Source organism: Legionella steigerwaltii, assembly GCF_001468065.1.
Classification (GTDB): domain Bacteria; phylum Pseudomonadota; class Gammaproteobacteria; order Legionellales; family Legionellaceae; genus Legionella; species Legionella steigerwaltii.
In genome coordinates this window covers 87,558-100,569 of record NZ_LNYZ01000009.1, presented here as the reverse complement: position 1 = coordinate 100,569, position 13,012 = coordinate 87,558, and the positions used below count along the sequence as shown (strand labels likewise).

The following is a 13,012-nucleotide window of genomic DNA, read 5'->3' as shown; positions in this document are numbered from 1 at the left end:
TACTCATCTCAACAAATTGATTTAGTCAAAAGCGCGTAGAATATCACATAAAATCAATAACTTTTAGACGCCAGGGTAATATCATACTCGTACATTCTGTCATCCCTGGGATCCATTTATTCTATATCTCCTGCATTGTTAGGATATTCTATCCTCCAACGTTGCGAAGTTCCCCAGTAAATTGGGTTAGGAACAATTTTGAAGGATGGATCCCTGCCTTCGCAGGGATGACGGAGTGTGTGCAAGTAACCAGTATCCTAGAGTCTCGAATTAAAAAAGATACTGCATACCAAGCGCAACGGTATAATTTTTATTGGATAAACCAGCGGAATTACTTGTATAACCTTGTTCACCGGTATCGTTATCGATTATTTCCGTATCCTCATGCCCATTAGAGTAATGATTGTAGGAGCCTTCTACGAAAATTTTCGCATTAGCTGTTAAAAAATAGCCCGAATTAATCGTTGCAGCATAATAAGTGAAGTTATCTCCATGTTCGTTGAACGTTAAGTTACGGGCATAATGCTCATCATGATCATGCGCTGAAACCCAATTGCTAAATTTTAAAAGAGCATTAAACTCAAAATTATTGATGAAATATTTCCCAGCTAGCCCCACATAAGGAGTACTAAATTTTTGTTGGTATCCAATTCCAGGCTGCTCGCTGGAAAAACATCCTGTATTGGTACCATTGTTGTATTGGTAACAACCCCCCCTTGCGCGCCAGCTAAAGGAGTCCCATTGATAACCAGCTGCTAAACCTAGTTTATAATCTTGTTGTTGCATCAACCACGCTCTTAAGCTTAGATCCAACTCATTAGCATAGTTAAGCTGCGTATTTTCATGATGTGACCAGTCAGTCCAGGTTTCTTGATTTGGATTGAGCCAATCATAATCATCCATAGCAGCCTTATTTTTTGCCACTGTTGTCCAGCCTCTACCATTGATGCTAAGCCAAGCGAGGAAATCATAATTGAATTCCCCGTTTATTATTGCGGCATTTTTTATGCGCCAGTCCAGTTGGCTTAATTTACTATCCGTTTCTGGATAATAAACATATTCGTGGGCCTTACCTGATAGAATTCCTAAAGAAGCACTTAATGACGCACCATTCAAATTGTACTCAGCAGCAAAAGTATTGGCAGAGAAAGTAATGGATAAGGAAGTTAATGCCAACGTAACTATTTTATTTTTCATATTTTTTCCTAGTTAGGGCCGGCAATCCGTGCAGCGAGACTGGTTTTCGATAAATTTATCGCATTATTGTGACTCATAATGATCTTGTCAAGAACAACATAGATTGATATTGAGCATCTCGAGACGGGGTAATTAAACGCACAAGGGCGCGCTCATTTTGCGTGCCCATGTGAGTGTCCGGAAAAGTAATGAAAAATTTCGATTTTATGGGATAGCACCGTATTCCTAGGATCTAGAAATGACAGACCCAAGGATTGTCTTAGCAAGTGTAGGCTGGGATAACTTTTTCGGGTACGAACATGAGCACGCAAACGTTCACGCGCTCATTGTGGTTATTCTTTTGAACCCACTACACGTGCTAATTCAATTGTTTCTTAGCATAGATCGTCATTGCTTCAACTAAAAAAGCCACTAAGTCTGGATGGAATTTATCGTAGAAGCCTTTAAAATCTGGATGTTCAAGATACATTTGACCTAGTCCAATATAACTCTCTCTAGTAGGTGTCCAAAAGTGCTTAACCCAATTATAATGCCTTTGGATTAAATCCTGAACTTCCTTAGCCCCTGGCTTATCGTGATTCAGAATGCAGTGAACTAAGCCCAGATGAATTTCCTCCCCTTCTTTTGCATGCTCATCCCAATTATCTTTTTTCCAATGACGAATATTTTTCCAGCTTTCATCAATTTCTTTTTGGGTTATATTACCGGTATCAATTAAGTATTTTTCATATTCCTGTTGCTTTTTAGGATCAAATCCTTCGTACATTTCGATGTCGCTCATGGTTAAATTTCCTCTAATATGTGACATAGTTTTATCAATTGTCTTAATAAGAGCTTTTGTCCTTTCAAGACTTTCTAAGAGGATCGATTTATGAGTTGTCAGTGTTTCGATTTTATCAAACCCATCGCTACTAATAATCCTCTGTATGTCATTTAGAGGAAATCCAAGCTCACGAAAAAATAGAATTTGCTGTAACATCAAAAGTTGCTCTTCCTCGTAATAACGATACTGATTATCTCCGTAATAAGCAGGTTTCAATAAACCAATCTCATCATAAAAACGGAGAGTTCGTGAGCTCACTCCTGAAATCTTAGCTAATTTATTTACTGTGTAAGGCATCTCATATTCCTCTAAATCAACAATGTCACACGATAAGGGATAACGTAACGGAAAGGTCAAGCGTTACATTATAAAAATAAATGGTACTCGCAAAGAAATACGTCTGAATCGTAAAATGAAGTTAGTTTATATCAAAGTCCCTTCTTATCCTGGTGTTTAATCAAATGATTAGAAAAATGAGATTTTGGATTCATAACGATTTTGTTTCATTTCATATTACTTTTTTCGAAATAAAATCAAGATAAATTTTATTAAATTTAGTCAAAAAATCTAAAAAATAGTTGACAATTTGCATTTATAGTTCAATAAATGTTTACCTTAAATCGATTTGGTTTTAAAATACCCAAAATGTTCCATATTGGTTTTAAATGATGTTCAGATTTTCATGGTGTTAGTAAGATAAAATTTTGCTTCTTCAGAACAAATGATCACATATAGAACACTCACGGCTTTAGCCTAACGAAGTGCAACACAATAGAGGAATCGTAGAATGGCAGTGGAATCAGAAGAGTATCGCGAAAAGAGCCTAAAAACCTTAATTGAACGTTGTGAAAAATTAAACGGCAAAAAGAAATTAACCGAAAAACAGAAAACACTTTTAACGGAACTTCATACGCTAGCAGCTGATAGTAATGACAGCATCACTTTAGGTTTTCAAAGCGATGCAGTAATTATGCTTATTATCAAACAACTTGCAACCTTTTCTGATAAGCCTACGCCAGATGCCGCTGTTTTCATTTATTCTAAGGTTACTGATCAATTTGACCGCGAAAAAGTTGAAAATCAACGCAAACACAGCAATCAAGGCCGTTACGATGTAGTATTTATTCAGAACCGTAGTACGCGCGATCAGTTGCAAGATCATGATATGAACAGGTTAATGCCTGGATCTTATGGAAATATCGACGTACTGGCCCCAGCAAATCGCTTCGACGCCATCTCTCTTGACGTGAAAGAGGGAATGATCAAGGCCCTTAAAAATAAACAAATTAAGCATATTTTTATTCCAGTTGGTCCTGGTCATTGGCGTGGCTTTTATTTAACTAAACCTGATGCTGATATCGAAAAATATCAGCTTGAACTATTTGATCCTTTTGGCCCCAGTGGTGCTAATGAAATCTGCGACTTTTCTCTGGATTTGTTAAAACAATGTGGAATTGAAGAAGATCAAGTAACAATTACGACCACAGGCCCAACTTACCCGCAACGAGATGTATACGCCTGCGGCGATTTTACCTGTGCGTACAGCCATAAAAAAATGAAAGAACTTGGTGCCCCAAGTAGCGCTTATATTCAAGAGTACATCACTGTGCTGGATAGTCAGGGTAATAAGAACGATGTGTTGCGCCATAAAAGCCGAGAACTGTCCAAGAGTTTAGAAACTAGGCCAGTAGTACCACTAGTCCCCCTTGAAGAAGTAGAACGAGATGATCTTCAGTTTACAGAAGTGGATAGACGTGAATTTTTGATTCAATTAGGTAAACAGCTTACAAATCCAGATAAGATAGACAAAGTCGTTCTTGACAAAGAAATTGCCAAAATAAAAAGTACATTCGGAACATATAAGTTCGCATCGTTACGTGAACTGGATGCTTATGGGGTATTTAATGCAGACGGTTCTATAAATAAAGTCATTGCAACACAATACGAGATCCAGTTTGATGAGCCCAAGATTAAAAAGCGATTGGAATTTTATGGGCTCAAACATCTCTCATTTCGAGAAATGATCATTTTTGAATCAGTTATTAGTTCGGTAATCCGAGACCTCACTTCCGAAAACACTAAAAAGGCACTGATGCTCGAGGCTGAACTTCATAATTTAGCCGATTGGGACCCTAACTTACGAAGTAGAAGACACGCAATAAAAACAGAACTAGAATACGTCAAGTCCCATCCACCTGGAAAAGGATTAGCTAGAGCGTGTTTTGCTGAATTTGGGAGCGCATCTAAAGAGTTTAAACTGACTCATCCCTTAAGCATGGAATTAGCAGGTCCGGCCAAACAAATGGTAGGGATGGGTTATTTTAAATTTAAAGACATCAACGTTTCAATTTCACCAGGACCTTATTCCGCCAGGTCATTGACCCCTTCTAAGAATCCGGAACTTTACGAACCACAACGTGATATTGCAAGATATTTAAACAACTTACTTACCAATAATGTGACCCATGTTTTTGCTATGGGAAGAGTGCGTCCCTACGCTCCGATGCAAGAAGGTTTAGAGCATGATTTTATTAATTATTTCATACCTGATGCGCATGGACGCGTGACCCTGCCTAATATTCCTGAGCTTAAAGACATCAATATTACTTCACGTCCGATTGAAAAGGTAGGACGATTTATAACTTATGAAATCAGCATCAATGGAAGTAACCCCATCCAAATCCATCATTTTCCTATTCAGGATAAGCAACCCTTGAAGTTAGCTCCAGAAGAATTAGCCTATGTCAAAAACGTAGGTACTACCGCTTCTGTTGGAGAAAATATCCATACCCATTGCCGAGACGGGAAAGGATGTAGCAGGCAAATCGCGTATCTTTTAACCTCATTGAATCCGCAATATAAACAAGCAAATCATGCGGAATTAATTGCTCAGATGAGTACAGAGAAAGCTGCAGCTTTTCTTGAGGAAGATCTCGAACTTTATGTCATTTACGGCACTTTATTAAAACAAGAAATTGATAAACACCTGAAGCAGATTGGCTCCCAAAAAATTGTAAAAGAAGAACATAAAGATCTTCTTGCATTGATGGAAAAATATCATGAGCTAAATTCGACTCCCTTTCCTCAATTAGAAGCTTGGGTTGCATCAGTTAGCCAAAACCCAATTATTGATCAATCAACGAAACCATTATTCGCTTCACTTAAGAGCTCTACCGATTTCTTGGTGCACGCGTTTAAAGAAAATAGGAACCCAGAAGAGCTTGAGTTGTTCTTTGACTTACAGGCTCGCAGAGGAGGTTATCAAGCAATTCTTGTTGAGTTCGCTTTAATTTCAACTGATCCTAGACTAGAGCGAGAAGAGGAAGCACGATTAAAAAAATATGAATCTTTATTTGTTGCTCGTCTACAAGACGCCTACTTAAAAAATTGGAAAAAGATCTCTCAAGAAGACCGAATAGTCTGCGTTGAAGTAAAAGCTAATGTTTCAGAAACACTGGTAGGAATACTAGATGCGCTTATTACGAAACACGATCCAAAAAAATTCACAAGAGAAGTGTTTGACAATTTAAAAAGAGAATACGAGCGATGTATACAACGTATCGAGCTATTAGAAAAAATAGACGATGATTATGAGATGCTTGATGATGAGTTAATGCAACGCAGTAAAGTCATAGCACAATTGCTTGTATTAGGTTATGACAATCTTGAAGTAAATCCAGAACATCTCATTACAAAAATGCATTTGATTTATCAACGATTAGGTGAATTAAGTGCCGCTAATGAACTGAGTCCACAACAGTGGGACGAGTTAAAAAAACAGTTTACTGCGCTAAAAACCATACTTAACTTTATCGAACCTGATAAAGAAAAACCCGACATACTCTTAACTTTGGATAAATTATTTCAAGGAAAAAGAGAACACCTTACCCATCCATTTAAATGGGCAATATCGCAAGTCAACACAAAAACAGGACACCTCGATAATTATGTGGGTGAGTTAGGTTATGCTGTATTAGACGCAGCGTTCAATGAACTTCCAAAAGGATATTATGGTGAAAATGGAAACGGGGCTTATTCTAAAGAAATTAAGCAAATATTAGACGCTATTACTCATTTAGGTGAAACTTATAAAAAACCAGCTCCAGAAAAAATTGATTTACTCCGAGAACCTAAATTTCTAACTGAAAAGGAATGTGAGCCAGTACGACAACAAGTTCTTCAACTCATTTCAAAACATGCTCCATTTCTCATTACCGCAACAGATGATCTTAGAGTGCGGTTTGAAAATTTAGATAGAGATTACCTACGCTTAGAGAAACATTCTCAATTGAGGGCTCCTGAGTTTCAGGAATTAAAAACACGCTTTGATGCATTGAAATCAGAATACCTAATCAGCGGCCAACACAATGTGTTGATGAACCAATTGATAGAAAAAATAGAAGAACAAATCAAAAAAGTCGTTGCTCTCGAGGCGAAAGACGGACTTCTTCTTGACTCGTCAGCAGAAAAATACAGCAAATCACTAGACAATATTTTAAGAATTAAAGCCATTAAATCTGGAGCCTCTCAAACAACTCTCGATGAAATTGATTATTTTGAATCGCGTATTGAAAAGCATATACCCAAAGGGATTCGCTATCCTAAACCTCCAAAACTTATTGTATTTGATATAGCTGATGTACTCACTGATTTCAGCACCAATGAGCTGAAGCGAGTAAACGAACTCATCCATGTCCTACAATATGCTGAGAAACATAGTATAGAAGTAGTTCTTACTACAAATGGAAGCCCATCTCCAGATACCGAGGATCAGGCACTCATCACAAAATTAAAAGCCAAAATCGCGAAAGAAGCAGGAATTGACATTTCGAATCGGTTAACTTTTTTAAATGCTGTTCCTTTGCGCCAAGAAAAAGCCACAATAGAAAAGTATCTTCAAAGCAAAATTTCTTTACTACAACAAGAAATTGAACGTTTAAAAAGCGCAACACCTCCAGCAGAAGATAAAGAAAAATTACAAGCAATTCTCAAAAAGTTACAATTGAAACTGAATTCTTTAATTGAAAAATCAGCTACCGTTAGATTAAGTTCAGGTAAATTCTTAAATTTAGATGTCGTCAGACATTCTCATGGGTTTAAAGACCTGGACAGTTATTATCAAGCGGTTGAGGGTGGTGTTTTAAAAGATTTTAAAGACCCTGAGTTAGCAAAGAACATAAGAATTAATGATTTTATAGAAAAAAGAGAGACTTGGATTAATTTATTTAAATTAGCAAAAGTTCTGATGCATTCTAAGTCACTTAAAAACCCTAAACCTTCGTTACAAACTGTATTAAAAGATCTGATTTTTGATGCCAACAAACCCGAGCGTTTGCAGAAAAAATATGGTGATCTCCATCAGTGGGCTGAAGCGATACAGGGGGTTAATGCAGCTAGGGCATATTTTATACGACATATTCCTCAAATCGACTCCTTTTATCAAGACCGGCTTGCTATCCAAAAATTAATGTATGAAAACAGCACTGTTTTGAATGAAGAAGACATCGTGTTTTTTGAGGCTGAGCAAGATGTTATTGATCGAACTCACCAACACAGTAATTATCGGGCAATTAAGTTAAATGATTACAATAAAGACTCATTTCAATACATGATTGATTTGAATTATGAGATGGGCGCCTATAATGGGGTCATCGCTTATTTAAACGAAGATAAAGACCATTCCCCTAAAGCTTATGGTCCAAAAGGTATCAACAAAACATTAGAATCGTACTTAAGCAGCATTCCTAATTTTGCCGAACATGGATTTCAACACTCCCCTATTGTGTTGCATGTAAAAATGTCAACTGTGTTGGCCAAATTACCCGAGTTAAGTACAAAAGATACCGTACAAAAACGTTATATGGAGCAATTTTTTGAAGCTGCCATGGAACGTTTCAACCAATTACCCGAAGAATTGCAAGATGATTTTGTAACAACCTATTATCGTGATGCAGATCACGCTTTAAAAGCAATAAATCAAAGACTTAAAGAGTTAATCACGTCTCCTCCTCAGGATCTGATGCAATTTCAAAATGAGTTAATTAAGCTTACTGATCAACTCAATAAACTTATTAAAAAGGATGCGAAATTTTCACGAAGAGTTTCACCAACGTTTATAGGTCCTGAGGCGAAATTATTAGTCTCAATGATTGAAAGAATACTTACATCCGGAAATATCGACGAGTTAAGTGCAGAAGCAGAACAGGTGCGGTTTAAAAAGGATCATGATAAAAATCGAGCCATGCTTTATACAGAAGCTCTAGCAAATGAACCGCAGGTTTATCTGAGAGAGATTCATCCGGCTCTGAAAAAATTGGGGCTTGTTAATACCGCATTTATAGCGGAGCAGTATTCACTTTTCGTGATGCAACGATTAGAACCTATGATTAGGGAGTATTTTGATGAAAATGCCACGGAACAGGTAGCTCCAACATTACCCTCTCTTTTAGGTTTCCTTCAAGATTTTATGACCCAAAATGATCCTGACAAAAATGATAAATTTAAAATCCTTCCCCTTTTGCCACTTGTGAAAAAACTAGGTGGTGATTTACTCAAAATTGTTCCATACGAAAATATGGCACACAATTTAAAAGGAGAAACTAATGTCGACTATAATCAACAAATCTCTGCCCTATTGAAACAAGCAACTGATTATACAAGCAAAATTGAATCATCCGAAGAATATAAAGCCAAACTCTTTTTGGATAAAGCGGAGCAGTATTTGCTTACTAAAGAATGGAACGTTGGACTTCAATGGACACCGCGCACAGTCGAGGTAAATGGTGAAGAGAAGAGCATTCCGGCAACCGTAGCAGAACAATTAGAGGTTATAAATCGGGCTCGGAAAGATCATAATTATCTGGACGCTAAAGCAGAATTTATACGGATAGGCCACGATAAGGAGATTTCTTGGACCACATCGTCCTATAAGGCAAGAAAATACTATTCTCTATTTAAGTTTGAAGAAAATGAAAGTGATGAAACTTCTTTAGAAATGGAGTTTTCAACAATAAACGAAACGTCAATGCCATAAATGGGATTATCCAAGCAACTCATGCTGAACGAATCATTCATTCATTTTTACTGTTAAGCAGGTCGGGCCCTGGCCCGACAATTATTCTGATATTCGTAGAATTATCTATCATAGTCTGCATAGTGTAAGCGAGGTTATGCGAGCTAAAAAATTTTTTCGTTAATAATTTCTTAATCTTATTCCAATATAATGTTGTTCAATTATTGTTCGTTTCGATTTGGAGTAATAGTACCTTGAAAAGAAAACTTGAGTTAAGCAAGCATGAACAACACTATTACAAAGAAGCCAGTAAGAAAATCACACCCATAGAAGATGAGGATGAGCAAAGAAAAATTGATGAATTTCTGAAAAGGCATTCAACCCCTCCTAGAAGTACAGCTCGTGAATCGGGTTATTCCGCTTATCTGTTCCATGGAGAAAACGTTGAAGTAAATACGTCCATGGTGAAAAAACGGAAAGTTGATAAAGAACATTTTCTTATTTCAAGAACCGCTAAAGCTCCTAAATTACCCGTTTCTTGTTTGGCATCCGCAGAGCATGTGGTTGCTATGGAGGATGAAGTGACTGATTTTAAATCGGAATCGGAGCCCAAAACAAAACAGAACGTGATGTATCTCATCTCATTATCGTGTAACACGAAAAAAGCTAATGCTACAAATGAAAAAAAAGCGATTTTAAAACTCATGCAAGAATACGACGATACTTTAAATAAAAAGAATGTCCGCATTACCTACAATAGGAAAAAAGCGGTTTTTGAAATTAGAGTAAGCACCCAAGTTGCAGACATTCAATTACTTGTTCGTGCACTGACCAGTGTACCAAAATATCAAATCGTTAACTGTGATTTTGCAGATATAGGTTTAAATGAAGGGGTTTGCCTGGTTAAAAAGGATGCATCCAATCCAATTCATGCCCTGGTCAATATTGCAAATTCAGATACTGAAAAAGGATTTCTTGAACGAGATGCAGGTACAACATCTGGGCGCAGTACCGCTGCTTATCAAGATAGAAATTGGACCTTTAATTTCTTTAGTAGTTTGCCAGATATGCGCAAGAAAACTGAATATCCTCAAAGTGCTCTTGCTATAAAAATTATTAATGAACACTAGTTCTTATCCGTAACAAACAAACAATTAATTAATATAAATTCAAATAGTTAGCCTAAGTTTGCTGAGATAAGCTTTTCCGGGCAGCATACGTTCATTAATGGATACGTGGTGGGAAATTTTATTGACGCGAGATAGCTTAAAATAGAAATAATTTATATAAATTCAAATAGTTAGGATAAAATTTTCATATTGACAATAGTGTTCTTAATATATACAATGCCCGGATGGTGAATTATTTTTAATTCAATCGATCAAAATGGAGGCTATCGGTTCAAGTATGGTCAAACATAATCCCATTCAATTTTCAGTAGTTCGAGAAGATCCTGAAATTGAGAGAAAGGTTATCCTTTCCTCAGGTGCAAAAGAAGTTTTACTCATCGCTTCGGGAGGTTGTACTGCCCTATCCTTACAAGCTTACTTCCCTCATCTTAAGTTCACTTTAGTCGATCCAAATCGTGCGCAAATTCAATTAATACAAGAAAAAATGAACGCCTTAAAAGAATTTTCCTCTGCAGAGAAAAAAGCGTCTTTTAATGTAGGAAATAATTCACCGTCTGGCCTCAATGAGGGTGGAAATTTTGAGTCTCTTTTCCGTTCGTTCAGAAACTTTATTACTGAATTTATTTTGAATCCAGAAGAATTAAAGGATCTTTTGACCCAGCCAAGCCATGCCTCTCATGTGAGGACCGTGCTGTTTGAACACAGATATTGGAAAGTAGCCTTCGATTTGTTTTTTCATCACAATTTTCTCGAAGCCATGTTCGGACCCGAAGCAGTGCAGCACGCACCCAGAGGTTCCTATCCGGAATATTTCAGAAAAGTTATCGAGCAGGGGCTGGAAAAAGAGGATATGTCCAAAAATTATTTCATTCATCATCTATTTTTGGGGCATTATATCAACCAGGAATCCTGCCTCCCTTACTACCTCACTGTGCCAACACCAGAATATCACTTTGAGTTTATTAATAATACGATTGATAAAGTCGAAAATTTTCATTCATTTGATCTGGTCAACCTTTCTAATATTTTTGATTGGATGGATGAAGACAAAATTAAAAATCTGGCCAATCGTCTCAATCTTGAAATGAAGCCAGGAGCACGACTGCTGACACGCCAGCTCAATAATCAAAAAGATTTTATGCAGTATTTTCCTAATTTTGAGCTTTTGCGCGAGGAAAGTGCTGCGTTACTAGCAAGTGATAGAAGTTTATTTTATTCACAAATCAATTGTGCCGTAAAAGTAGGATAAGTATGAATCAGCTAATCGAGCAAATCCTCCGCGAAACAAATTATTGGAGTAATTCCTATTTTGTTCATCTCAACAATGGGACTTTTGACAAAAGTGATTTTGTCGAAACACAAATCCAATTTTATTCTGCCGTTGAATTTTTTGCCCGCCCCATGGCAGCTTTGGTATCCAGAATTCCCTGTCCCGATCAAAGACTTGGCATTTTAAGAAATGTATGGGAAGAGCATGGAGAAGGAGATCGTGATCGATTCCATAAATTTACTTTTCTGACCTTTTTGCAGAGATTAGATGGATGCACGTTTGAAGATGTGACGAATCGTGTCTTATGGCCAGAACTTCGAATTTTTAATTCTACCCTGGAAGGCGTATGTAACTCCGATAACTATTTGATCGGGGTTGGCACGATGGGAATGATCGAACAAATGTTCTCTGACATTTCGTTTTTTATCGGTCGTAGTGTGGTGACACGAGGATGGATCACTTCCAGCCAGCTAATCCATTATGATCTTCATGAAAAATTGGATATTAAGCATGCGGAAGACTTCTTTGCCATTCTGCGAACAGCCTGGAATTCAGATCCACACACGCACGATTCAATTGAGCAAGGACTTCGTTTGGGAGCCACTCTCTTTAATGGATTGTATGAAGGACTCTTTCAAGCACGCAGCAGACGTTGGCTTCGGGGAAATTTGGCAAACCCTAACATTGTGGAAGACAACAAGCTGATACAAGAGGCTGTGTAACTAAAGAGTATTTATCACCAATAGGTTCAATTTTATGAAATTAGTTCGTTTAACCTCTGAAACCAAAAATCTTTATCTTGAGCAGATCCTCGATTTAGAACGTGAGGTTACCTACCCCTATGGAGAGAGTTTTTTTAAAATTGATCATGGCGAAGATTATTTTGCCTTTTTTGAGAGGCTAGGAACACTCTATTATTATGTGCTCGTAGACAAAGATCGGGTTGCTGGGGTAGTTGCAACTGTTCTGATAAATCCTCCATCTCATATTGGCTTGAAAAAAATTTGGTACTATTGCGACCTGAAAATTCATCCGGATTATCGAGGTCGACGTTTACCCATTAAAATGGCTTATCAAATTTACTTGCGAAACGTCCTGACCTGTTGGAATGGTTTTGGAATTTCTATGAATCCGGCGTCAGGTAGCCGTCAAAATCGCATAAAAAAACTTTCAAAATGGCTTAGGTGGATTCCTGTAAGAGATACCCAGCTTAGCCTATTTTCGTTAGATCACGCTGCGATGCAGAAAGCTTGCCCCATTTTGGAGCGACATCGAGGGGAAATACGATTCCTCTCGCTGGAAGGAATCAAGGATCTTATTCTAACGCACGATCAAAGTAGAATCCCTGTCTTGCATGCCCAATTTGGTGAGCTAGGGGAAACAACTGGGAGTGAGCGCGAACCCCAAGAAGGTCACATCCACATGTTTTGCGCTCCATCTGAAGATCCTCTAGTCGACGAACTGAAACAGATACAACTTGTTCCTTCATCGACAATCACTTTACTGAATCATGGGAAGAAACTACAAGATTGGGATTGGATATTGACCAGCGATCTTTAGGGTCTGTTACAATTCTACTA

The 13,012-nt window shown here is 37.5% G+C and carries 7 protein-coding genes; 5 read left to right on the top strand and 2 right to left on the bottom strand.

Annotated elements, in window-relative coordinates; translation table 11 throughout:
* Window positions 1-270: 270 nt before the first annotated feature.
* Together Lstg_RS06620 and Lstg_RS06615 are read right to left on the bottom strand one after the other, a co-directional pair.
* Window positions 271-1,197 (bottom strand): omptin family outer membrane protease, encoded by a 927-nt coding sequence (locus Lstg_RS06620; RefSeq protein ID WP_058476879.1) that lies wholly within the window; start codon window positions 1,195-1,197, stop codon window positions 271-273.
* A gap of 358 nt (window positions 1,198-1,555) precedes the next feature.
* Window positions 1,556-2,317 (bottom strand): MerR family transcriptional regulator, encoded by a 762-nt coding sequence (locus Lstg_RS06615; protein WP_058476878.1) that lies wholly within the window; start codon window positions 2,315-2,317, stop codon window positions 1,556-1,558.
* A gap of 490 nt (window positions 2,318-2,807) precedes the next feature.
* Between Lstg_RS06615 and Lstg_RS06610 the strand changes: the two genes are divergently transcribed.
* From Lstg_RS06610 to Lstg_RS06590, 5 genes are all read left to right on the top strand, one after another.
* Window positions 2,808-9,053, top strand: a complete 6,246-nt coding sequence (locus Lstg_RS06610; RefSeq protein ID WP_162264076.1) for a hypothetical protein — start codon at window positions 2,808-2,810, stop codon at window positions 9,051-9,053.
* A gap of 233 nt (window positions 9,054-9,286) precedes the next feature.
* Window positions 9,287-10,162: a hypothetical protein gene (locus tag Lstg_RS06605; protein ID WP_058476877.1), complete on the top strand. Its 876-nt coding sequence runs from the start codon at window positions 9,287-9,289 to the stop codon at window positions 10,160-10,162.
* A gap of 277 nt (window positions 10,163-10,439) precedes the next feature.
* Complete coding sequence (locus tag Lstg_RS06600; protein WP_058476876.1) at window positions 10,440-11,411, top strand: DUF3419 family protein; 972 nt, start codon at window positions 10,440-10,442, stop codon at window positions 11,409-11,411.
* A gap of 2 nt (window positions 11,412-11,413) precedes the next feature.
* Window positions 11,414-12,154 (top strand): iron-containing redox enzyme family protein, encoded by a 741-nt coding sequence (locus Lstg_RS06595; protein ID WP_065235605.1) that lies wholly within the window; start codon window positions 11,414-11,416, stop codon window positions 12,152-12,154.
* 34 nt (window positions 12,155-12,188) lie between these two features.
* Complete coding sequence (locus tag Lstg_RS06590; protein WP_058476875.1) at window positions 12,189-12,992, top strand: hypothetical protein; 804 nt, start codon at window positions 12,189-12,191, stop codon at window positions 12,990-12,992.
* The last annotated feature ends 20 nt before the right edge of the window (window positions 12,993-13,012 follow it).